Source organism: Dyadobacter sp. HNCC25DJ187 (genome assembly GCF_056895255.1).
The window spans coordinates 1,209,457-1,232,443 of record NZ_JBXHAT010000001.1; the positions used below are offsets into that span (position 1 = coordinate 1,209,457).

The 22,987-nt window shown below is 41.6% G+C and carries 20 protein-coding genes; 10 read left to right on the forward strand and 10 right to left on the reverse strand.

The window, feature by feature from the left end:
- Positions 1-105: 105 nt before the first annotated feature.
- The 4 genes from AC1XUE_RS04935 to AC1XUE_RS04950 all read left to right on the forward strand — a co-directional run bounded on the left by AC1XUE_RS04935 (position 106) and on the right by AC1XUE_RS04950 (position 6,071).
- On the forward strand, positions 106-1,314 hold the full coding sequence (locus tag AC1XUE_RS04935; RefSeq protein ID WP_483354820.1) for an MraY family glycosyltransferase: 1,209 nt from the start codon (positions 106-108) through the stop codon (positions 1,312-1,314).
- Between the two features lie 92 nt (positions 1,315-1,406).
- The gene (locus tag AC1XUE_RS04940; protein ID WP_483354821.1) at positions 1,407-3,677 is read left to right on the forward strand and encodes an NADP-dependent malic enzyme; all 2,271 of its coding nucleotides are present in this window, start codon (positions 1,407-1,409) and stop codon (positions 3,675-3,677) included.
- Positions 3,678-3,798: 121 nt separating this feature from the next.
- Positions 3,799-4,863 carry an isoaspartyl peptidase/L-asparaginase family protein gene (locus tag AC1XUE_RS04945; protein WP_483354822.1) on the forward strand — a complete coding sequence of 355 codons (1,065 nt, stop codon included), beginning with the start codon at positions 3,799-3,801 and terminating at the stop codon, positions 4,861-4,863.
- A gap of 110 nt (positions 4,864-4,973) precedes the next feature.
- The gene (locus AC1XUE_RS04950) at positions 4,974-6,071 is read left to right on the forward strand and encodes a T9SS type A sorting domain-containing protein (RefSeq protein ID WP_483354823.1); all 1,098 of its coding nucleotides are present in this window, start codon (positions 4,974-4,976) and stop codon (positions 6,069-6,071) included.
- 381 nt (positions 6,072-6,452) lie between these two features.
- Here AC1XUE_RS04950 and AC1XUE_RS04955 read toward each other — a convergent pair whose 3' ends face one another.
- Entirely contained in the window at positions 6,453-7,349 is an 897-nt protein-coding gene (locus tag AC1XUE_RS04955; protein WP_483354824.1) for an alpha/beta fold hydrolase, read from the reverse strand.
- Between the two features lie 192 nt (positions 7,350-7,541).
- On the opposite strand from AC1XUE_RS04955, the gene epsC reads away from it, so the two are divergent.
- Positions 7,542-8,390, forward strand: coding sequence for a serine O-acetyltransferase EpsC (gene epsC / locus AC1XUE_RS04960; RefSeq protein ID WP_483354825.1), 849 nt, complete (start codon positions 7,542-7,544; stop codon positions 8,388-8,390).
- Here epsC and AC1XUE_RS04965 read toward each other — a convergent pair.
- Both AC1XUE_RS04965 and ppk1 read right to left on the reverse strand, forming a co-directional pair.
- Positions 8,371-8,964, reverse strand: a complete 594-nt coding sequence (locus AC1XUE_RS04965; protein ID WP_483354826.1) for a TetR/AcrR family transcriptional regulator — start codon at positions 8,962-8,964, stop codon at positions 8,371-8,373. The two genes, epsC and AC1XUE_RS04965, sit on opposite strands and share 20 nt — an antisense overlap.
- Positions 8,965-9,161: 197 nt before the next feature.
- Positions 9,162-11,249: a polyphosphate kinase 1 gene (ppk1, locus tag AC1XUE_RS04970; RefSeq protein WP_483354827.1), complete on the reverse strand. Its 2,088-nt coding sequence runs from the start codon at positions 11,247-11,249 to the stop codon at positions 9,162-9,164.
- 142 nt (positions 11,250-11,391) lie between these two features.
- On the opposite strand from ppk1, the gene AC1XUE_RS04975 reads away from it, so the two are divergent.
- Positions 11,392-12,420 carry an aldo/keto reductase gene (locus AC1XUE_RS04975; RefSeq protein WP_483354828.1) on the forward strand — a complete coding sequence of 343 codons (1,029 nt, stop codon included), beginning with the start codon at positions 11,392-11,394 and terminating at the stop codon, positions 12,418-12,420.
- Between the two features lie 55 nt (positions 12,421-12,475).
- On the opposite strand, the gene pyrE is transcribed toward AC1XUE_RS04975, so the two are convergent.
- Positions 12,476-13,117: an orotate phosphoribosyltransferase gene (gene pyrE / locus AC1XUE_RS04980; RefSeq protein ID WP_483354829.1), complete on the reverse strand. Its 642-nt coding sequence runs from the start codon at positions 13,115-13,117 to the stop codon at positions 12,476-12,478.
- A gap of 1 nt (position 13,118) precedes the next feature.
- A complete protein-coding gene (locus AC1XUE_RS04985; RefSeq protein WP_483354830.1) occupies positions 13,119-14,420 on the reverse strand; it encodes a hemolysin family protein in 1,302 nt (433 codons plus the stop codon).
- Positions 14,421-14,522: 102 nt separating this feature from the next.
- Here AC1XUE_RS04985 and AC1XUE_RS04990 point away from each other — a divergent pair, with 102 nt between their 5' ends.
- Complete coding sequence (locus AC1XUE_RS04990) at positions 14,523-15,206, forward strand: NUDIX hydrolase (RefSeq protein WP_483354831.1); 684 nt, start codon at positions 14,523-14,525, stop codon at positions 15,204-15,206.
- Positions 15,207-15,278: 72 nt separating this feature from the next.
- Here AC1XUE_RS04990 and coaD read toward each other — a convergent pair whose 3' ends face one another.
- From coaD to AC1XUE_RS05010, 4 genes are all read right to left on the reverse strand, one after another.
- Positions 15,279-15,764: a pantetheine-phosphate adenylyltransferase gene (gene coaD, locus AC1XUE_RS04995; RefSeq protein ID WP_483354832.1), complete on the reverse strand. Its 486-nt coding sequence runs from the start codon at positions 15,762-15,764 to the stop codon at positions 15,279-15,281.
- 48 nt (positions 15,765-15,812) lie between these two features.
- Entirely contained in the window at positions 15,813-16,718 is a 906-nt protein-coding gene (locus AC1XUE_RS05000; protein ID WP_483354833.1) for a DUF3822 family protein, read from the reverse strand.
- Between the two features lie 43 nt (positions 16,719-16,761).
- Positions 16,762-17,247 (reverse strand): NUDIX domain-containing protein, encoded by a 486-nt coding sequence (locus AC1XUE_RS05005; RefSeq protein WP_483354834.1) that lies wholly within the window; start codon positions 17,245-17,247, stop codon positions 16,762-16,764.
- A gap of 121 nt (positions 17,248-17,368) precedes the next feature.
- Positions 17,369-17,809 carry a CBS domain-containing protein gene (locus AC1XUE_RS05010; protein WP_483354835.1) on the reverse strand — a complete coding sequence of 147 codons (441 nt, stop codon included), beginning with the start codon at positions 17,807-17,809 and terminating at the stop codon, positions 17,369-17,371.
- A gap of 141 nt (positions 17,810-17,950) precedes the next feature.
- Here AC1XUE_RS05010 and AC1XUE_RS05015 point away from each other — a divergent pair, with 141 nt between their 5' ends.
- Positions 17,951-19,378 (forward strand): ATP-dependent DNA helicase, encoded by a 1,428-nt coding sequence (locus AC1XUE_RS05015; protein ID WP_483354836.1) that lies wholly within the window; start codon positions 17,951-17,953, stop codon positions 19,376-19,378.
- A 9-nt stretch (positions 19,379-19,387) separates the two neighbouring features.
- On the opposite strand, the gene AC1XUE_RS05020 is transcribed toward AC1XUE_RS05015, so the two are convergent.
- The gene (locus AC1XUE_RS05020; RefSeq protein ID WP_483354837.1) at positions 19,388-20,335 is read right to left on the reverse strand and encodes an L-threonylcarbamoyladenylate synthase; all 948 of its coding nucleotides are present in this window, start codon (positions 20,333-20,335) and stop codon (positions 19,388-19,390) included.
- A 247-nt stretch (positions 20,336-20,582) separates the two neighbouring features.
- Between AC1XUE_RS05020 and AC1XUE_RS05025 the strand changes: the two genes are divergently transcribed.
- Complete coding sequence (locus AC1XUE_RS05025; protein ID WP_483354838.1) at positions 20,583-22,322, forward strand: GMC family oxidoreductase; 1,740 nt, start codon at positions 20,583-20,585, stop codon at positions 22,320-22,322.
- 27 nt (positions 22,323-22,349) lie between these two features.
- A complete protein-coding gene (locus AC1XUE_RS05030) occupies positions 22,350-22,985 on the forward strand; it encodes a gluconate 2-dehydrogenase subunit 3 family protein (protein WP_483354839.1) in 636 nt (211 codons plus the stop codon).
- The last annotated feature ends 2 nt before the right edge of the window (positions 22,986-22,987 follow it).

Consider the following 22,987-nt stretch of genomic DNA (forward strand, 5'->3'; position numbering starts at 1 on the left):
TTGACACACAGAACTTTACATATTTGATTTACGACATATTTTGTTAAAATTTGGCGTAAATATGTTAAAGTTCATTTATAGAAGATTGCTTAGTCATCAATAAAAATGGATTTACAAATACCCCTGCAGATCATTAGTGACGGAAACTTTAACAGTATGGTACATCATGATGTGTATCAGTGCTTTTTGTCATTCCTCATTGCCTGCTTCTTATCAATCATTTCCATTCCTGTTATTATTAACCTGTCCAATTTGCTACATCTTACAGCTAAGCCAGGTTTTCGTAGCTCACACCATACCGAAACTCCTACATTGGGCGGTATAGCCATTTTTGCGTCTACATTGATCGCCTATTTTTTATGGCCACATGCTGAAAATGCGATTGATTCCAATATTATCAATCTCTCCATTACGGGAGTATTAATCCTGTTTTTTCTAGGTTTAAAGGATGATATACTCGCTGTTGACCCGACAAAGAAGCTCATTATACAAATATTCGCTTCTTTGATACTGGTAGCGATGGGTAATTTTAAAATTGATCATTTCTATGGAATTTTCGGGATAGATGCAGTTCCCGATATTGTTAGCATTCCCCTTACAGTATTCGTATTTATCGCGATTATCAACGCCATCAATCTGATTGACGGTATTGATGGTTTGGCTGGAGGTATCAGTCTAATTGCGGGACTCGGATTTGGAATCTGGTTTATCCTTAACGACCATTTCTCATTCGGTTGTCTTGCCTTTGCCATGTCAGGCTCACTATTGGGTTTTCTCAGATTCAATTTTTCGAAAACCAGTAAAATCTTTATGGGAGATACAGGATCCCTTATTGTAGGTTATCTGCTATCAATTTTTGCGGTTGAATTCCTGTCATTGAATGTTGGCTACCTGCACGATCCAAACGCCTATTTTAATGCGCCCATTATTGTAATGGTCCTTTTGATTGTCCCTATTTTTGATACTTTGAGAGTATTCATTGTGCGTATTGTAAAAGGCGGATCTCCTTTTATTGCGGACAGAAACCATATGCATCACATCCTTATTGATTGTGGTCTGAATCACTTTTGGGCTTCATTTACTCTTTGGATGGTAACAATCATGAACACTGCATTATTCTTCACTTTCCATGGTAATATCACTAATACAGCATCACTCTATATCTATATAGGTATGTTCTGCGCGTATATGGTGGTGGCTTACTATATGAAAAAAAGGATTGCCACTTCACAAGAGAAAAAAAAACGCACTAAATCACCCACATTCAATGAGAAAGGGATTTCACCTACTCAAAAACTTTTGAAAGACCTATAATCAGATATTATCAATTTCAACATTAAAAGTCTGTTTTCTTAATGCTGTAAATTGATTGTTTGTACCTTAGTGCCAAATAATTGTCCACAGGTATGAACAAAAAAATTAGAAAAGAAGACGCTCTTTACTACCACTCTAAAGGAAGACCAGGGAAGATCCAGGTTATTCCTACCAAGGAAACCAATACCCAGAGAGACCTTTCTCTTGCCTATTCGCCAGGTGTTGCAGAGCCTTGCCTTGAAATCGCAGAAAATGTCGAAAATGCATACCTCTATACAGCCAAAGGAAACCTTGTTGCTGTAATCAGCAATGGTACTGCAGTACTGGGCCTTGGCGACATCGGTCCAGAGGCCTCAAAACCTGTAATGGAGGGAAAAGGACTGCTTTTCAAAATATATTCTGACATTGACGTATTCGATATCGAACTTAACACAAAAGATGTGGACGAGTTTGTAAGAACCGTTAAAATTCTGGAACCCACATTTGGTGGTATTAATCTGGAAGATATTAAAGCACCGGAGTGCTTCGAGATCGAAGCCCGACTAAAAGCGGAGCTTAACATTCCTGTTATGCACGACGATCAGCATGGAACAGCTATTATCAGTGCTGCCGCTATGCTGAACGCACTGGTTCTTGTCAAAAAAGACATCAAAGACATCCGTGTTGTCGTGTCCGGTGCGGGGGCCTCTGCTGTATCGTGTACAAAGCTATATTTGTCACTTGGTGTAGATCCTCAAAATGTAGCGATGTTCGATACAAAAGGACATATCAACAACGCACGCACAGATCTGAATGAAATGAAAAAGCAGTTTGCTACTGAGGTTCAGTATGACTCGCTGGAGCATGCGCTGATCGGTGCAGACCTATTCCTCGGACTTTCGACTGCAAATATTGTATCGAAGGAAATGGTAAAATCCATGGCCAAAGATCCGATCGTTCTTGCCATGGCTAATCCAAACCCGGAAATTCCCTATCCCGACGCTGTTGAAGCACGTGAAGATGTCATCATGGCTACCGGCCGTTCAGATTATCCTAATCAGGTCAATAATGTGCTGGGTTTCCCTTACATCTTCCGCGGTGCCCTGGATGTACGTGCAACTGAAATCAATGAAGAAATGAAACTGGCAGCCGTTCATGCACTTGCTGAGCTGGCCAGAAAGCCCGTACCTGATATTGTCAACCTCGCTTACAATGAAACCAATATCGTTTTCGGAAACACATATATTATCCCAAAGCCTGTAGATCCCCGACTGCTTACAACGGTGGCACCTGCAGTGGCAAAAGCTGCAATCGCAACAGGAGTAGCACGCAAAGTTATTACCGACTGGGATGCCTACGAACAGGAACTTTCCAACAGACTTGGAAGAAATGAACAGCTTTCAAGAGTGATCCTTAATAAGGCAAAGTTATCTCCTAAAAGAGTCGTTTTTGCTGATGCAGAAAATATACAGGTACTGCGTGCAGCTCAACAGGTACGCGACGAAGGTATCGCTATCCCCATTCTTTTAGGTCATAAAGAAACAATTCTGACTCTGATCAAAGAGAGTAAGCTTGATCTGAGCGACGTCTCTATTGTTGATCCGAGAGCGGATGAAAACGAGGGGCAGGTAGATATCTATGCAGCCAAACTCTACGAAAAAAGACAACGTAAAGGCCTTACACCGATTGAAGCCAGACGCACCATCTACTTCAAAGCCTATTTTGGCGCGATGATGGTAGAAAACGGTGAGGCAGATGCACTTATCTCCGGTCTGACCAGAACATATCCTGATACGATCCGTCCTGCTTTACATGTAATCGGAAAACAGGATGATGTTAATAAAGTAGCCGGGATGTACATCCTTCTTACGCCTAAAGGTCCATTGTTCTTCTCGGATACGACAGTTAACCTAGATCCGACGGTTGATGAAATCGTGGAGATTACAGAGCTTACTGCAAGAACGATTGAGCGATTTAATATCCAGCCCCGAATCGCATTGGTAACTTATGCCAACTATGGCAGTGCCGATGGTAAGGATGCAGAGAAGATGAGAGCTGCAACTGCTATTCTTAAAAAACGGAATCCTTCTATGATTGTAGAGGGTGAAATGCAGGCGCACCTTGCTTTTAATACAGACCTTCTAAAAGAGAATCATCCATTTAGCACTCTCGTGGACGGCGGCGCTAACACACTGATATTCCCGAATTTATCAGCAAGTAATATTGCATATAACTTACTGAAAGAAGCTGCTGAATTGGAAACAATCGGGCCAATCTTATTGGGCATGAAGAAACCGGTGCACGTACTGCAACTTGGTAGCTCCGTGCGTGAGATCGTAAATATGGTTGCTATCGCCGTTGTGGAAGCACAAATGCAGGAATAATTCAGAACTTATGCATATGAATAGCCGCCTCTAAAGGGCGGCTATTCTTTTTAAAAATGCATTTTCAATCAGGGTAAAAATTCGTATATTGATATTTGATGAGTAACTAATAAACCATTCTATGAAAATAATCGGTATACTATCTCTGCTGCTAGCGCTGTCCTCAACAGCAATAGCACAGGACTTTTCAGATAAAATTACATTAGTAATACATGGCGGTGCCGGAACTATCACCCGTGCCAATATGACCGCTGAACAAGAAAATGCATACAAGGCAGTGCTTGCAAATGCCTTGCAACAGGGATACCAGATTCTCAAAAAAGGTGGCACAAGTCTGGAAGCAGTTGCAGCAGCCATCATCGTCATGGAAGACTCTCCTCTCTTTAATGCAGGAAAAGGGGCAGTATTTACCAACGAAGGCAAGAATGAACTGGATGCTTCCGTGATGGTCGGCAATACACTCAAAGCAGGAGCGGTTGCAGGCGTTACGACAATTAAAAATCCGATCAGGGCTGCCATCGCGGTCATGGATAAGTCACCTCATGTGATGATGGCCGGAAAGGGGGCTGATCTTTTTGCCAAACAGCAGGGATTAGAGATCGTGGATCCCTCCTATTTCTACACTGAAGCACGTTACAAAGCTTTACAGAAAGCAATAGCTTCGGATAAAGTAGAGTTGGATCATACCGACAATGACAAAAAGAAGATTAAAAATGCACCCAAAACAGGGTTAAAAGCTGATGACGAATTGATATTTACAGAAGGGAAGAAATTCGGCACCGTAGGATGCGTTGCGCTCGATAAATTCGGTAACCTGGCAGCAGGCACATCGACGGGTGGTATGACAAATAAAAAATATGGCTGCGTTGGCGACGCACCTATCATTGGAGCGGGAACTTATGCCAACAATGCCACATGTGCTGTTTCGGCGACCGGCCACGGGGAGTTATTTATCAGGTCTGTAGTAGCGCACGATATTTCCGCGCTGATGGAATATAAAGGATTGAGCCTGAAAGAGGCTTCAGAGCTCGTTGTGATGAAAAAACTTGTCGATATTGGTGGTGAAGGAGGCGTAATTGCCCTTGACAGAAATGGGAATATCAGTATGCCATTTAATAGCGAGGGTATGTACCGGGGATCTATTACCAGCGACGGGAAAAGTGAAGTAAAAATTTACAAAGACTAATAGAATAATACCGTTCATTTCTTCCAAATTCAATACATTAAAGATATTAAAATAGCGGGATCTGACGTTGTGATTAAAACACATTGAGCAACTAACTCCCTTCAATGTTCATGAAAAATATATACTTGATTGCATTTTTTAGCCTTTTAACGAGTTTTTCAGCTCTTGCTACCCATTTGATCGGAGGCGAAATCCGATCGTCACACACAAGTGGCTTAACCTACAATATTTCCGTAGTACTTTATTTTGACTCTGCTTCACCGGTATCCGATAACCAAATTCTGGTGTGTACAGGTGATGGTACAACCATCACAGTTGACAGAACTTCATATACGAGCTCTCCAGGTAACTCAAAGATTGGAATTGGAATTTACAATACCAGCCACACCTACGCCAGTCAGGGGATATATCAAATCTCAACTCAAGTTGATAACCGTACGAGCGGGATAGTGAACTTCCCTATAACAGAGCAGCAACCCCTTTTCTTGTGGTCAGTACTCAATACCTCCTTTCTAAATTCAACACCGATATTACCGCATGGCATCTTCGAAGCGGGAGTAAGGCAGCCATTTGTGATAGACCTTAAGGCACAGGACACCGAATCAGATAGCATCAGCTTTGCGCTTCAGAAACTAAGCAAACCTTCACCAGGAACTTGCGGAGTAAGGAGTATCAACAATGAGTATATTTATCCGAATGATGTAAACGCATTGGGTACTTTCAAAATTGACAACCAGACGAAACAGTTGCAGTGGCTCGCTCCAACCCAAACCGGCAACTATATCATCTCTTTTGTAATGTATGAATGGAGAGATGGAATCAGAATTTCTGAAAACTACCGAGAATTTATTGTTCAGGTATCCGACAAACCCGGTGAGACTATAGACATACCGCCCTACGAAAACGCCGAGACATTGGGCCCTATTACCGGCTTTCCCAATCCGGACAATTCTAATATATCTATTTCAATTAATGCATATCCGGTACCGACGACAGATTTTGTCACTGTGAAGGTTTATAGCAATAGCTCATCTATTTTAAATCTTCAGATAGTAGATACCCAGGGACGTGTTAGAGAGACGTACAAAACAAGATTAGCAGAGAATAGCATTGAGCACCGATTTGATCTTCGTAATTACTCCAATGGTATTTATCTGATCAAAGTTACCAACGATAAAGACACTGTAACCAAAAAAATTGTGAGATAACGACTTTCAATAATCCTTAACATAAAGATCCTGCCGCGTCACGGCAGGATCTTTTCATTTTCAAGCCTATTTACAACGCCTTCTCATCCATCCGCATAAAATAATTAAGCTATTAGTGGTATAATGAAAATAACGCGTCATAGAGTATAGAAGGGACTTATAACCCTTTTGTATTTTTAGCAGGCTGCAAAAAAAGAATGCTGCCAGCTCACTTTTGAAGCAAAAAAAAACACCGAAATTCTTCGGTGTCACGGATAATTTATCATAGGTTAATTATAATTCGGTAAAACGGCTGGTTTCTGATCAGTCGTTTTCTTTTATTGAACAAAGGTCACAAATATAGGCCAGAGTTCATTAAACGCCCAATGTATAACTAAATCTTTAATGTTGATAATCCAGCTGAACAGCAATTTTATCCTGAAATAACCTACTTCTAAGTAACATTTCCCTGATCATATCCGCATGTGTATAAGTAATCATGTGCCCTGCATTGAACAGGAAAATGTATTGCGCCTTTTTACTTTTGATATGCTTCTTGGCAAAATCAAAATTCGCCGGATCAGCAATCCAATCATTTCCTCCCTGTATCACCGTCGTTCTCACATCCAGGTTCTGCCATACCGGTAAAAGCTTACGCAGTTCATCCGCATGACTGTATTTTTCAGCAGTAGCAGTATTGAATTCTCCGGGAAGAAAAAGCTGTACAAACGAATTTCGCCCCCATTTAGAAAACCAATAAAATCTTTCTTTTTCCGGATCAATAACTGGAGACACCATGATCAGCTCCTTAACTTCTTCCGGAATCATCGATACCAATTTTGCCGCAATAGGAGCTCCGTATGAGCGGCCTAGTACGACTACTTTTTCTTCTGATTTATTAAGTGAGAATACGGGTAACAGAGCTCTGGCTTGCAGCTCTATCGAAGTTACATATTTACGCTTTTTGAGCCTGGACTTACCGTAACCAATTCTATCTACTGACACTATATGGTAGTGTTTCTGTAACTCTGCATCGTCCATTAAATTCATATAACCCCATAATGAACCAGGAGCGCCATGTATTAACAGTAGCATAGGCAGTGTATCCGCTCCGACACTCGCTACCTGCAAAGCCAGAGTATCGTTTTGGATCAATCTTGTTTCAGGCTTTACATCTTTGGATGCATAATGTTTCCTGACCTGTTTAGCCGATATAATGTATTTGGAGAAGCATGATGACAGAGTCGCAGACAAAAAAATAACCACAACAGCTGAACGCAGAAATCTAAAATTACTCATAGTCGAATTATTTTACTTCGAAGTCTTTTCAGTTGTATTAATCAATATACGATAAAATATAGGTAAAATGATGCCAGATGATTATTTTTTTTAACTATTTAACAAAAACTCAACATTTATGTCCGTTTCTTTGTTTATCCGTAAAATGGTTTAAAATCCTCTTTAAGAGAGGTAAATTAAAAGTGGGAATTAATGACAGCGCAGGAACAGGAAGCTTTTTTTGAACGTTTGAACGAGCAGAATAAAACATTTCGCTACAAACTTCCATCAAGGCAGGAATCCGGGAAATTTATTCAGCAGCTCATCAATTTTTTGTTCCCCATTAGTCAGGATTGCCTGCACAATGAAAAACCCACGGATTTACGACAGACTTATTCAGCTTTACGGCAGAAATTGGGATGCATGCTGGATCCGCTGTTACCAGAGCTTGCAGACGGAAAAGAGGAGACTCTCGACCAGATATTCGAGAATATTCCTGAAATATATGATCTGCTCCTTCAGGATGCCAAAGCCATTACAGAGAACGATCCTGCATCGGTCGGTATAGAAGAGGTAATAGCGCTTTACCCTGGATTTATGGCGATTGCTACCTATAGAATTGCCCATATTCTGGCAGAACTAAAAATCCCTTTGCTTCCTCGAATGCTGACCGAATTTGCGCATAGTCAGACCGGCATAGATATTCACCCTAATGCTATTATTGGCCATTCCTTTTTTATCGACCATGGGACTGGTGTGGTCATCGGCGAAACAACCCATATTGGAAATAATGTTAAACTGTATCAGGGCGTAACACTCGGTGCTACCCATGTTTCAAAATCACTCGCATCACGCAAACGCCATCCCACGATTGAAGACAATGTAGTTGTGTATGCGAATGCTACGATTTTGGGAGGAGAAACAGTGATTGGCAAGGATTCTATAATAGGTGGCAATGCCTGGATCGTAAAAAGTGTTGCCCCCTATTCAATGGTATATCACCAAAGCAAGGTAGAGGTACGACAACAGCCCGTTCAGCAGGTTATTGAAGGGTCTTTATAAAACGTCTCACACTATCCATATAAATTCCCTCAGCCTGCCCTAAAGCATACCTCGGCTGTGTTGTCATGGTAATTGCAATAAATCCATACGTAAGACACCACCATTCATAGTAGGTTTTAGTGACAAGTTCACCAGCTTTGGGTCTTATTTTTGCAATCATTTCCCAGACGGGATTATCTTTGATATTCATTGCCTGAGAATATACACGCTTTGAATCACAAAAAGCACCTTCTATATTAAACATTACCTGAAATACTTCAGGATTATCAACAGCAAATGTCCAAATAGCTTGAGCAGCCTCCACCAGTTGTTTTTCTGAATTACCAAAGTGCCCTTTTATTTTTACAAATTCTGCCTGAAGGTAATCGAAACCTTCGATACGAATGGCTTCGAGCAGCTTATCCTTACTATCAAAGTATTCATACAATATTGGTGGACTATATTCTATGACTTCAGCGATCTTCCTGATGGAAACTGCCGTCCATCCATCCTCACGCGCAATTTCCTTCGCAGTCTTAACGATGTCGGAACGTACCTGAATTTTAAGCCGTTCGCGTCGCTCTACAATTCCCATACCTTGTAAATGTTTATATATTGAGCACCAATAATATACTCTCAAATATACTTACATAGTACTAATTGCCCAAGCACGATCCTTCAAATTTGATCATCCTATGAGCGATAGAAAGGTATGAGTGTAGAAGAAAGTGTACTCATTAATTACCAAGGCCCATTTTAAAAACTAACTGCTTAAAAAAATTTAACATTGTACTACCTGGACACTCCGCCTTTTTCAAAACGCTCAACCATTTTGTAATTAGTTTCCTGAGCTCTAATTTTAATCCTCGAATCATCTGTAATTCTCAAATTATTCTGATACAGATCAAGGCGCACTGATTTTTGATTATCATTGAAGTAATTGCGCAGGACTTGTCTTACCTGACTTTTCACATTTTCGTCCAATATGGGGAAACATATATCAATTCTGCGGTGTAGATTCCTGTAAGTCCAGTCGCAGGATGATAAATAAATTTCATCATTGCCTCTGTTTCCAAACTGAAAAATTCTGGTATTTTCTATATACCGATCCATATGCCGGCTAACAGTAATGTTATCACTCAGAGACGGAAGCCCGGCAATAAGGCTGCAACTTTCGCTGATAATAACATGAACCGGCACCCCAGCCTGCCCGGCCTGGTACAATTTATCAATCAGAATGTGGTCCTGTAATTGATTCACCTTGATAGTAATAAATGATCGGAGGCCTGCATTACAATTCGCTATTTCACGATCAATCAGATCCACCAGTTTCTTTTGGAGGTTAAACTGGGTCACCATCAGGTTATTAAATGGCAGGTACTTGTACTTTTTGGGTTCATCCTGTGTTGATAAATAACCAAAAAGCAATTCTACCTCATTGGTAAGTTCTCTGTCGCTTGTTAGCAATGCATGATCTACTATTTCCCTGCTCGTAAGTTTATAGAAGCCGCCGGTGCTCAGAAATGCATATCGTTCCCATCCCTTTTGCAGCTTTCTCTTCACCAATGCCATTTTTGCATGAACTTTAAGTCCCGGAACGCTGAGTACAATCTTAACTCCTGCATCACGCATGCTCCTGGACCATTGCAGGTTCTCATAGGCATCCATCTTACTGTTAAGTTCAATGTAAGTAGTAACTCTCTTTCCATTTCTGGCGGCACTGATCAGGGAATTTAAAATAAATGAATTTGGGCTGATCTTGTAAAGCGATACATAAATCTCGCGAACAAATGGATCCGTAGCTGCCTCACTGAAAAATCTGACAATAGGTTCATAGGAATTATAGGGAAGGTGTAGCAGCTGATCTGCTCGCTGAATCGTCTCAAATACCGACACCTGATCCTCAAACTCAGGATTTCGGAGTGGTCTTTGTACAGGGTAATCAAGCTTTTTGCCGAATGAAGGAAAATCTGAAAGATCCTGCATATGTAAGTAGGATCCCCTTTGATGGAATTCATTCATGGGTATTCCAGCCTTATTGAACAAAGCACTGCGCATGTCTTCCGGCATCCCAGCTTCATAAAAAAACAGGGAAGGCAGAACAAAATTCCGTTTATCCAGTTGTTTGAGAATTCTTTGGGAAATCTGCACCTGATACTCATCCTCAATAACCAGTTCCGTATCACGCTCTGCCCTGAGCGTATAACTGTCCAACACTTCATAACCCGGAAAAAGCAACGGCAGATTCTGCCTGATCACATCTTCGAGAAAAGCTACATGTTTGCGACCATCTGTTTCGGGAAGTTCAATAAAACGCCCGAACGGCTCTTCCGGCACATTGACTGTTGCATAAAGATCTTCCTGAAAAAAGTCGCTACGACGTAAACGTACAACGAGGTACAATTGCCGGTTTTCAAAAAAAACCAGTTTAGAATTTCTTCTTCCATCTAAAAAAATGGGTTGAAGATACCTGAAGAGCTTGTTGAGAAAAAAGTTTCTCAGAAATGGAACATGTTCTTCTGCAAACTGCTCACCGAAATACAGATGTACTCCATGTTCATGTAAAGCTGGCAGAATATTGCCCGAAAGTATTTCATGAAATTCATGTAATTGATTTTCCAGTGTCTCATTGACATGTTCCATCAGAGATTCCGGAAATATATTAAGCTTTGCCCTTATATCACTCGTTACCTCAGCCAGAGCCAGCAGTGTTGTAATACGGACCCTGAAAAACTCTTCTGTCTGATAAGCATACAAACTTAAAAAGCGAAGCCTCTCCCTTACAGGAACCGTCTCGTCCTTCGCCTCCAGTAATAAACGATAATTATTAGACAGCCAACTTAGGTTTATATCAAAGTAAGGGTGAGTAACATCAATCATTATTGCGTTTAAAAAGCTTATAATTTTGGCACAATATAAACACATTTGGCCGGTAAGGGCATAACTTTGTAGCATTAAATGTCTCAGCGGTCAACAGGTCGACGGAGGGAATACATTCATGATAGAGTAAAAACCATGACATATGAATTATCAGTTATTGGGCAGATCAGGACTCAGAGTATCCGAACTATGTCTCGGAACCATGACATTCGGTACCGACTGGGGATGGGGAGCAGATAAGCACGAGAGTTTTAAAATTTTTGACGCCTATGCAGACGCGGGCGGCAATTTTATTGATACTGCGAACAGATACACCGAAGGTTCATCAGAAAAGTATGTTGGCGAGTTCATAGAATCTGACCGTGACCATTGGGTCTTATCTACGAAATTTACGTTGAAGGACCGGAATGACGACCTGAATTTTGCGGGTAACCATCGTAAGAATATGATGCGATCTGTTCTGTCCAGTTTAAAAAGACTCAACACGGAGTACATTGATCTTTTATGGGTGCATCTTTGGGATAACACCACGCCGGTCGAAGAAGTAATGCGCGGATTGGATGATTTGGTAAGTCGTGGCTTGGTTCACTATATAGGAATCTCTGATACACCTGCCTGGGTCGTATCTCAGGCGAACACCATAGCTGATTTCAGAGGTTGGAACGCGTTTGCTGCTATTCAGTTTGAATACTCTTTATTACAGCGTACACCAGAAAGAGATTTAATTCCAATGGCCAAAGCGCTGGATCTGGCTGTTACACCATGGGGAACAATCGGAGGCGGAGCCTTAACAGGTAAATATCTTAGAGATGAGACAGGAAGAGTACCCAAAGACAGTACCAGGAGAAACAAAAACAGCAGCCAGGTAGCACAAACGGTGGTAGATATTGCCCGCGAACTGGATGCAACACCTGCTCAGATCGCTATCAACTGGGCTCGTCAGAGAGAGGAAGTAATGATTCCGATTATAGGGGCATCCAAATCAGCACAACTGGTTGATTCCCTGGGCTGCCTTTCTTTTGAAATACCCGCAGAACAGATGCAAAAGCTTAATGAGGTCAGTCAGATAGAGCTCGGATTTCCACACGAATTTCTAAAATCAGACGGAGTGAAGGAGGAAACATTTGGTGGTATGTATGAAAAGCTTCATAACCACCGCATGAAAAACTGAATATAAAAAATCGTGTCATGCAGGTTACCCAATTCACATGACACGATTTGCATTACTATTTACCCCAACTTTCAGGAGCCGAGCGCCAGGCTGAAAGACTTTCAACCTGTTCTTCAGATATATAATTGCTTTGTAGAGCTGTTTCTATCAGCGCTCCGTAGCTTGAAAGTGTTTTCAATTTTACATCTTTTTCTGCAAAGTTTCGCTCTGCTACAGCAAATCCATAAGTAAAAATAGCGACCATTCCTGCTACTTCAATATCGGCATCGCGAAGAACGTCAACTACCTTTAATGAACTTCCACCTGTAGAAATAAGATCCTCAATGATAATCACTGGCTTACCTGCTTCCAATCTGCCTTCAATTTGATTACCCATACCATGCTTTTTAGGCTCTGGGCGAACATAAGCAAAGGGTAGTTCGAGCAGATCCGCCACCAATGCTCCCTGCGCAATTCCTCCTGTTGCAACCCCAACTACAGCCTGTACATCAGGAAACTCTTTTCCGATGAGTTCGGCAATGGCTTTTTTTATATATGTCCTGGTATCAGGAAAAGACAGAGCCACACGGTTGTCACAATAAATCGGCGACAACCAGCCTGAACTCCACTGAAAAGGTTTTTCCGGACTAAGTTTTATCGCTTTCGCTTCTAAAAGCAATTCTGCAACCTGGCTACTTACATTGTGATCGTTTGGCATATTATTCGTCCTTATCTTCTTTTTTATGATTAGTTACAAGTAATTTATCCACTCTGCTTCTGTCCATATCAACTACTTCGAAATCGAAATGTTTCCAGCTGAACGTCTCGCCAACCTTTGGGATATTTTCCAGCACGTGCAGCACAAAACCACCAAGCGTGTTGAATCCTGTCAGAGTACGACGCTCAGCTTCCTGAATATTCAGTCCAAAGTATTGGAGAAAATCATCGAATGATAATTGGGCATCAATCAGAAAACTTCCGTCCTCCCGGGTAACAATCTCTGAAGCTTCTTCTATATCTTCTGAGATATCACCCACAAGTGCATCCATGATATCATGCATCGTGATCACACCCAGCAGTCCGCCATACTCATCCACAATAATCCCAAAATATACCCGCTGCTCTTTAAACTTCTCCAGCGCTTGGTATGCTCTGTTGCTTTCCGGTAAATACACCGGCTCACGTAGAATAGCATTGATATTGGCTAACTGCTCGTCAATATCAGTAGCGATCAGGTCTTTGACATAGATCAGCCCGACAACGTCATCCACAGTATTACGACAAATAGGGTATATGGAATGTCTCGATTCGAAAATTTTCGCTCTGTTTTCTTCAACAGAATCTTCTATATCCAGCCAGACAATTTCCTGCCGGTTAGTCATCAACGACGTCACCTTTCTATCTCCTAATTGAAATACATTATGGACAATCTCCTGCTCAATTTCCTCAAATACCCCTCCGGAAGTCCCCTCCTGAATAAGGCTCTTAATTTCTTCCTCAGTGACAGAATTCTCACTTTGCTTGATATTCAGAACTTTAATAATAAGATCACTTGAAAAGCCGAGAAGGGCAATAAACGGAGCCGTGATTTTTGAAATCAAATTCATGGGCTTTGCCATGAATATTGAAATTGTTTCCGGATTGGCCATTCCAATACGTTTTGGAACCAGCTCTCCTAAAACAAGAGACAGATAAGTGATAAATACCAACACGGAGCCTACCGCAAGCGTATGGCTATAGGGTCTGAGAATATCAATATTGGTGATAAATGCTTCAAAGTCAGCCGTAATATTGTCGCCGCTGTACATACCAGTCAGCAGGCCAATAAGCGTGATTCCGATTTGTACCGTAGATAAAAACTTTGTGGGTGAATTAGCAAGGTTCAGAGCCGCTTTTGCACTTGAATCGCCATTTCTGGCAGCAGCTTCAAGACGAGATTTCCGGGAGGAAACGAGTGCTATCTCAGACATGGAAAAAATACCATTGAGAAGCACCAGCAATAAAATGATTAGGAGTTCCAAAAACGTTTAATTTATTAACGTCACAAATTTATCAATAATAATCACTGTCTAAACTAAACTCTTTACTTAATTTTGACTTAGATTTCACATAATACCTTCTAAATGATCATTTTCTTCGATGACCGTCCTTTTAAAATTGTAAGGACAAATCAAATATCTGAGACTGAAACAGCACAGTTTGACCGGATTGTGGATCTTCGTCTGACAAAACTTACCAAGTCATTACTGACCGGGCATGTTTTGTTTTTGAATACCACAGCAGCCACTGCAGTTCAGGCTATTTCTATTCTGGAAAAGGAAATGCCTGCCGATCTGTTGTCTTTGACGATGGCCACCAGAGAGAAATCAGAAGTGGAGGAAAAAATAAAGGGCCTGTTCAAGGTAATTAAAGCAGCTGGCGGGGTTGTCGTGAAAGATGGCAAGTGGCTGTTCATGTTCCGCAGGAAAAAGTGGGATTTACCGAAAGGGAAACTGGACAAAGGAGAAAACTCCAAACAAGCCGCCGTTCGTGAGATAGAGGAAGAAACTGGTGTGAAAGCTGTGATCAGAGACAGGGTATGTACCACCTGGCATACCTACAGCCTGAATAACAACAGAATTTTGAAACGGACTAAATGGTATCTGCTCGACTGTACCGATGATTCGGCTATGGCTCCGCAAGCCGAGGAGCAAATAGAAAAATTAAGCTGGCTTACGCAAGCTGAAGGACAAGCCATATTGGTGAACTCCTTCAGTTCGATCCGATATGTTGTGGATAGCCTAAAAAGGCAGCAGGCAGTGAAGTAAATAAAAATCCTTTAAGTAAAGGTAAAGACGGCGTTTACTGGTTTTCAGTTAAGTGTCGTCTTTACTTTTGTTCTATTGACTTTCGTCCTTCAGTTTATTCAACTCAGAGAGCGAATATGGAAGAAAGTCATCAACGTCCTGTCCGTAGCGATGCAAGTCTCGGATAATACTTGAGCTGATCGGAGCTAGATTAGGCGAGGTAATCAGAAAGACCGTCTCTATCTCTTCATAGACATACCGGTTTACCTGAGATATACCGTTCTCATATTCGAAATCCGTGGTATTGCGCAACCCTCTCAGCAAAAATGTAGCTCCCAGTTGTCTGGCAGCATTAGCTGTCAGATCATCATAAGTAATCACTTTCACATTTTGCTGCCCTTCGAAAGTTTTCTCAATCAGCTCTTTCATTACTTCCAGAGGGAAATAACGTTTTTTGGTCGCATTATTTCCTATACCAATCACTACTTCATCAAAAAGCCGAAGTCCCCTTAAAATAATATCTTCGTGTCCTTTGGTGAATGGATCAAACGAGCCTGGAAACAATGCAATACGCTTCATAAAAAGATCTTCTAGATGAGTAGTCCACTTCCTTAAAAAATACAACGATCAGGAAGATACCAGATAAGTATTAAATAGTCCAAAATAGCGATGACCAGGAATTTCTCCGCATTGCGAGCTGTATTTCAATGTGGACGGACTCATTCCTATCTGCATGTTTGGGAAGAATTTTGACAATTCCAGATACAATTCAGAAGAAATTGCTATTTCTCCATACACAAGCAGCTTTACTTCCTCCTGATGAAAACCAAGCTGATTCAAGGCAAAAAGTATAATGTAAACCAACTCCTGATATTGCACAAACCTGTATCGGTTACACAGGATCAGCTGCTTTCCCTCACTAATAATAAGTGTGAAGTAATCTTTTTCGAAATAGGCAGATACGATTTTGAGCTCCTGGTGTTCGGCATGGCTTACCAGCGATCCTATAATCAACGGACTGGTGATATGGTAGAAGGTAATACTAGAATGCTGAAAGTGATTAATCATCCAATCATACCAGAGCACGGGAATACTAAATACATTACAGGCATTTACAATAGGCAATTCATGATACAATACTCTCTCATCATCAGGCACAAGTTTACCTAAAGCAAATTCCAGATAGCTTTTTACCGAATTCTCGTCGAAAATGACACGCGGTATAAGGCTGAATGCATTAGAATTGATCGCAATGCGCACATTTTTCCAGTGATTGGAAGACCAGAGTAAATGCCCGGTAAAGATCTTCTTCAATTTTTCAAAGACGTCGCCCTGCCCCAGCGCTTTTTCAAAATTATAGTCCTCAAGCCAAATACATTCCATATTTTCATCTCTGACTATACAGAAACGAATACGCCTGTCATCCACTTCGATACAAAGGGTACAGAGCGGTATCATATCAGAATCAAAAGAACTGTCACCTACCAGAAGGGTAGGAATAATTTCAATTGACTGGTTATCTGAATTGGTCACAAATATTATATTTAGCTTAATTGAATCATTTTACCTCCCCTGTTCAGAGTAGTCCCCGCTCCTGCAACAAATCGTCCCAGCTGGTTATTCCTGATAAAACACTATGTTTGGCTCTATCTTCAATATCTGACACCTGAGCGAGTGTCATCCACTTTACCTGACGAATAATCTGCTCATCAGCTGAAAATTCAGGATCAGATCCGGTCACAATTACTCCACTGAGGATATCGATGCTGAAGAATAATTCCACCGCATGCAATGGTGGATTCACAAACTCTTTGAGAAACAGAAAAGAATTTACTTTTGTCACAAGTCCGGTTTCTTCTGTCATTTCCCGCTCCAGTGCCTCAGAAGCTTTTTCACCAAAGTCCACTCCTCCACCAGGCAGACTCCAGAAATCATGCCCTGGGTACATACTATGGTTTACGAGCAGAATCTTGTCATTTGCCAGACAAATTCCACACACCCGTACACGTACCCGTTTTCCATATAAATTTTCTACAGCGGAGACAGGTTTTTCCAATGTCATCTATTTTAGGGAGGGCAAAGATAAGCAACCCGATACATATGACAATAGAATTAGTCTTCAGGATTTGGATTACAAATCTTGGAAGTGAATAAACGAAGATAATTGGATTGCTTGTAAGCGATCACGAATAAGGATTCCCGGAGATGTAGTTTTCCAGAGATTGAATATGATCTTTCTGCTCGCGGATGATTGCAGCCACAATATCGTTAATCGAAATAATACCTATCAGTTCACCATTTTGATTTACTGGTAAGTGCCTGATATGCTTATCAGCCATGATTTGCATACATTCCTCAATTTTTTGATCCGTCTCAACCGTAATTACCTTATTGGTCATCACTTCCGCTATGAGTGTATCACGAGAGGCACGGCCCTGTAGTATTACCTTTCGTGCATAATCACGTTCCGAAAAAATCCCGATTAGCAGGTTGTCTTCCAGTACAAGTACTGCGCCGATGTTTTTTTCGGCCATAAGCTCCAGAGCTTCGAAGACAGTATTACCTTTTGTAACAGAGTACAGTGCATTTACAGGCTTATTGCCTATTATTTGAAATACTTGCATACATGTTCAGGTTATTAGGATAAGATCATACCAGAAACCAATATATAGAATTGCAGGCTTAAAGTCCAATTAAATAATCGTATATTTTTGTACAGACATTATACTTTGGAATTAACGGCAGGTTAATATAGATTCGCCATCATGCAAACAAACCAGAAGCTCCCGTCCAAACTCCTTATAGAACGCTTTCCCTTCCGCCCTACGGAAGGCCAGTTGCGTTTTTTTAAACAAACAGATCATTTTCTTGTTGAGAAGGAAGGATTGGAAAGATACCGGGATTGTTTTTTGTTGAGAGGCTATGCCGGTACTGGCAAAACAACCATTGTCAGTACGCTGATTAAAGTGATTCCTTCCTTCGGATATAAATCGGTTCTGCTCGCACCTACGGGCAGAGCAGCTAAAGTAATGTCGGGCTATGCCGATAAAATAGCATTGACCATTCACAAAAAAATATATAAACAGACTGCGGACCCATATACCGGATCACTTTCCTTTCAGCGACAAAAAAATTACCACACCAAAACACTTTTTATAGTCGATGAAGCTTCGATGATTACAGATGAGGCAGAATTTGGAAACAGAAGTCTGCTTTCCGATTTGATTGACTATGTGTTTGAACATGAAAGCAATAAGCTAATGTTGATCGGTGATGTTGCACAGCTCCCACCGGTTGGGCAGGATGTTAGCCCTGCGCTTGAAAAAAGCTTCCTTGCCAAACGTTACGACATGAGCATTTTTGAAGAAGAGCTTAGGGAAGTAATGCGCCAGGACTCCGAATCCGGAATTCTTTATAATGCGACGGAATTAAGAAATCAGCTTACACTTAAAGAACCACAAATCAGTATCACTACCAAATCGTATCGTGATGTATTCCGAATGACTGGCGAAAAACTTGAGGAAGGGCTGAGATATGCTTATGATAAATTTGGTCCTGAAAATACAATCATTCTCACGCGATCTAATAAATCGGCTGTTCAGTATAACGAGTACATTCGCAGGACAATTAATTTTTCTGAAGATGAGCTTGATGCCGGCGATCGCTTGATGGTAGTTCGAAACAATTACAATGTACTGGAAGAAGAGTCGCCCGCAGGTTTCATTGCCAACGGGGATTTTGTAGAGCTGTTGAAGATCAGAAAAACACAGGAAATGCATGGTTTCCGCTTTGCAGACGTGACGCTTCGCCTTACCGATTATGATAAACAGCCGGAATTCGACGCTAAGATTATGCTGGACACACTTCACTCCGCTACGCCTTCACTTTCCAATGAAGACAATAAAAAGCTGTATGATAGTATCCAGCAGGATTATATCGATATCAAATCAAAAAAGGAGCGGATGGAAGCTCTGCGGAAAGATCCTTTTCTGAACGCCTTGCAAGTCAAATTCGCTTATGCCCTTACCACTCATAAATCGCAGGGTGGTCAGTGGAGTGCAGTGTTCATTGATCAGGGGTATTTACCGGAAGAGCAGGTAAATACTGAATTCATCAGATGGCTCTACACTGCCATAACCAGAGCTACAGACGAGGTCTTTCTAATGAATTTCCATCAGCATTTCTTCAAGTAAAGTGAACTTTCAATGTGCGGCTGCTCTTTTTAAGCGATCATTGATAGCCACCCCAAGGCCGTTAGAAGGCGCATATTCGGCCCATATTTCTCTGGCTTCTGAACCATCCAATTCTCTCAGGTAAGTAAATAAATGATGGGCAGCCTCCCGAACATCACCACGATCACTCAGGATTCTCATTGTATTGGATAATACCGCCTTGGGTTTTGTAAAAAATAAAACGGAAACATCCTCAGGCGCATTGATAAGTTCTTCTGCGGATTTTAAAAAAAATGGCTTTCTTGGCGCATAATGACTTTTTAGCATGCCAGGAGCCTGTGGGTTTGATGTTGAATGCGGGAGAACCTGGACCTTACCGACCACAGCCTCGATCTCTTCTACAGCAAGTCCGCCTAAACGATATATGGTCGGAACACCGTCTACAAAGCCGACAATGGTTGATTCTATTCCAACATTACACGGTCCTCCGTCAAGAATATAAGCAATCTTATCTCCAAGCTGCGCATCCACATGTGCCGCAGAAACAGGACTAATATAACCAAATGGATTTGCACTTGGGGCCGCAAGAGGAAAATCCAGATTCCTAAGTAATTCCAGCGTCAATGCGTGATCAGGAATCCGGACAGCAACCATGTCAAGCCCTGAAGTAACAATATCGGGAATAATGTCACGTTTAGGCAAAAGTAATGTGAGCGGTCCGGGCCAGAAGGCTTCAGCCAGAGCCATTGCCATCCTGTCGAAATGCGTTACGAACTGATCTACCTTTTCCAATGAATCCGTATGAATGATCAAAGGGTCAAATGCAGGACGATTTTTCGTTTCAAAAATGGATAAAACCGAAAGTCGATCTAAGGCATTTCCACCTAATCCATATACTGTTTCGGTCGGGATTGCCACCAATTCCCCATTAGTGAGGATTTGCGCTGCAGCCTGAATGTCTTTACCTATTGTAGCCAAAATAACATCATTAACAAAATGTAAAGTTAATCAAAACCTATTTAACTCACTAAAAATACAGTCCTACCGCTTGTTTATGAACAGAGAATCCTCCGTTTTTTTCAATAGCTTAACAGCCTTTTTAGTATTTGAAAAAAACACCATTTTAGATTCGTTTTAAATAAGTCTTAAATCAATATTATTGTATTTTCAATACATTTTCTGTGTTTATATTTATTGAAAAATGTACTTTATCTAACCCTTAATTATGTTTCAAATTAAAGAACAGCCAACGGTTTTCGATGTGGTTATCATCGGCTCCGGTGCTGGCGGTGGAATGGCAGCTTATCAGCTGGCCAAAGCCGGTGCTAAAGTAGCATTGCTGGAAGCTGGCGGCTATTTTGACCCTGCTGACCCTAAATATATTACCCAATTGAAATGGCCTTGGGAATCTCCGAGAAGAGGCGCAGGGAACCACCGTCCTTTCGGGGATTTTGATGCTGCCTGGGGTGGATGGGAATTGGATGGAGAACCATATACACATAAAAATGGTACTCAGTTTGACTGGTTCAGATCCCGGATGCTAGGAGGAAGAACAAATCACTGGGGAAGGATTTCACTTCGCTTTGGCCCTAAAGATTTTAAAAGAAAAAGCATTGACGGACTTGGTGACAACTGGCCAATCGGCTACGAAGATGTAAAACCATATTATGATCAGGTCGATAAGCTTATCGGCGTATTTGGCACGATTGAGAATATGGATAACGAGCCGGATGGAATTTTCCTACCTCCGCCTAAGCCTCGTCTTCACGAAATGTTTTTGCAAAAAGCAGGTAAGAAAGCCAATGTTCCGGTAATTCCATCCAGATTATCGATCCTTACAAAACCAATCAACGACCAGCGTGGCGTGTGCTTTTATTGCAGCCAATGCGGACGTTCCTGCCAAGCTTATGCCGATTTTTCATCGTCATCTGTGTTGGTTATCCCAGCTGTAAAAACAGGAAATGTGACGTTGATCAACAACGCGATGGCCCGCGAAGTACTAACAGATCCTAATACGGGTCTGGCTACAGGCGTGTCATACGTAGACCGTGAAAAACTGACTGAACATACCATTAAAGGAAAAGTTGTAGTACTTGCTGCAAGCGCAGGTGAATCCGCACGACTATTACTGAATTCGAAATCAGAAAGGCATCCAAACGGTCTTGCGAATTCAAGTGGCGTAGTAGGCCGCTATTTGCATGACTCTACAGGAGCTTCCAGAGGAGCATTTCTTCCTCATCTGATGGATCGCAAGAGGTACAACGAAGATGGTGTAGGCGGTATGCACGTGTATACGCCCTGGTGGCTCGACAACAAAAAACTTGATTTCCCAAGAGGATACCACATTGAATACGGTGGTGGAATGGGTATGCCAGCTTATGGTTTCGGTTCCGGAATTGAAGCTATGAATGGAAAATACGCAACATCAGGTGGTGTGATGAAACCAGCCGGGGGTTATGGAGCTTCATTAAAAGAAGATTATCGTAGATTTTATGGAGCATATATCGGCATGGCAGGCCGTGGAGAAGCAGTTCCCAATTACGACAATTATGCTGAAATTGATCCAACAGTAGTTGATAAATATGGTATTCCTGTGCTTCGTTTCCATTATAAATGGTCAGACTATGAAATCAAGCAAGCCAAACACATGCACGATACTTTTGAAGAAATTATTCATGCATTAGGAGGTGTGGCAAGTGGTACAAAGCCAGGTGCTGAAACAAATTATGGTATAGCGGCCCCGGGACGTATTATTCACGAAGTGGGTACTGTAAGAATGGGTGATGATCCAAAAACTTCAGCCTTAAACCGATTCTCACAAGCTCACGATGCTAAAAATGTCTTCGTGGCAGATGGAGGCTCTTTTGTTTCTCAAGCTGATAAGAACCCTACATGGACTATTCTTGCACTGGCATGGAGAGCATCTGATTATATCATCGATCAGACCAAGAAGAAAAATATCTAATCACCGGCACGTCATTCTATTCATATTATGAAACGCAGAGACACATTAAAAGCACTTACGCTCAGCTCGCTAGGTATCGCAGGTCTTAATCCTCAGGTAGCGATGGCAGAGCAAAGAGAATTAGACAGCAACCTGCCACCGGAAACTCCGATTAAAATTCCGGGCGGTCGTCAGAAAGAAGAAGCGATACATGATGCTAAGCTGATGAAAGAAAAATTCTTCACTGTAGCAGAGCTTGCAACAATAAAAGTATTGTGTGACATCATCATTCCGGCAGATGATAAGTCCGGAAGTGCATCGCAGGCAGGTGTGCCTGCCTTTATTGAATTCATTGCTAAGGATATGCCCCAAAACCAGATACCACTTCGCGGGGGTTTAAAGTGGCTGGATATTGAGTCGAACAAGCGGTTTAAAAAAATATTCACGCTTTGCAGCAAGGAACAGCAAATACAGATCGTGGACGATATTGCCTATCCAGAGAAAGCTAAACCGATTTACAGTCAGGGAGTAGCATTTTTTAATCTGATGCGTAACCTGACCGCGTCCGGATTTTACACCACCCGCATCGGTATTGACGATATAGGATATGTAGGTAACACGCCCAATATATGGGAAGGTCCTCCGGCTGATGTGATCAAGCAATACGAAAAGTATATTGTTTAGCA

Excerpts from the sequence above, each read along its gene's own strand:
- AC1XUE_RS04935 (WP_483354820.1), top strand. The coding sequence starts at position 106 with ATGGATTTACAAATACCCCTGCAGATCATTAGTGACGGAAACTTTAAC.
- AC1XUE_RS04940 (WP_483354821.1), top strand. The coding sequence starts at position 1,407 with ATGAACAAAAAAATTAGAAAAGAAGACGCTCTTTACTACCACTCTAAA.
- AC1XUE_RS04945 (WP_483354822.1), top strand. The coding sequence starts at position 3,799 with ATGAAAATAATCGGTATACTATCTCTGCTGCTAGCGCTGTCCTCAACA.
- AC1XUE_RS04950 (WP_483354823.1), top strand. The coding sequence starts at position 4,974 with ATGAAAAATATATACTTGATTGCATTTTTTAGCCTTTTAACGAGTTTT.
- AC1XUE_RS04955 (WP_483354824.1), bottom strand. The coding sequence starts at position 7,349 with ATGAGTAATTTTAGATTTCTGCGTTCAGCTGTTGTGGTTATTTTTTTG.
- epsC (WP_483354825.1), top strand. The coding sequence starts at position 7,542 with ATGACAGCGCAGGAACAGGAAGCTTTTTTTGAACGTTTGAACGAGCAG.
- AC1XUE_RS04965 (WP_483354826.1), bottom strand. The coding sequence starts at position 8,964 with ATGGGAATTGTAGAGCGACGCGAACGGCTTAAAATTCAGGTACGTTCC.
- ppk1 (WP_483354827.1), bottom strand. The coding sequence starts at position 11,249 with ATGATTGATGTTACTCACCCTTACTTTGATATAAACCTAAGTTGGCTG.
- AC1XUE_RS04975 (WP_483354828.1), top strand. The coding sequence starts at position 11,392 with ATGAATTATCAGTTATTGGGCAGATCAGGACTCAGAGTATCCGAACTA.
- pyrE (WP_483354829.1), bottom strand. The coding sequence starts at position 13,117 with ATGCCAAACGATCACAATGTAAGTAGCCAGGTTGCAGAATTGCTTTTA.
- AC1XUE_RS04990 (WP_483354831.1), top strand. The coding sequence starts at position 14,523 with ATGATCATTTTCTTCGATGACCGTCCTTTTAAAATTGTAAGGACAAAT.
- coaD (WP_483354832.1), bottom strand. The coding sequence starts at position 15,764 with ATGAAGCGTATTGCATTGTTTCCAGGCTCGTTTGATCCATTCACCAAA.
- AC1XUE_RS05005 (WP_483354834.1), bottom strand. The coding sequence starts at position 17,247 with ATGACATTGGAAAAACCTGTCTCCGCTGTAGAAAATTTATATGGAAAA.
- AC1XUE_RS05010 (WP_483354835.1), bottom strand. The coding sequence starts at position 17,809 with ATGCAAGTATTTCAAATAATAGGCAATAAGCCTGTAAATGCACTGTAC.
- AC1XUE_RS05015 (WP_483354836.1), top strand. The coding sequence starts at position 17,951 with ATGCAAACAAACCAGAAGCTCCCGTCCAAACTCCTTATAGAACGCTTT.
- AC1XUE_RS05025 (WP_483354838.1), top strand. The coding sequence starts at position 20,583 with ATGTTTCAAATTAAAGAACAGCCAACGGTTTTCGATGTGGTTATCATC.
- AC1XUE_RS05030 (WP_483354839.1), top strand. The coding sequence starts at position 22,350 with ATGAAACGCAGAGACACATTAAAAGCACTTACGCTCAGCTCGCTAGGT.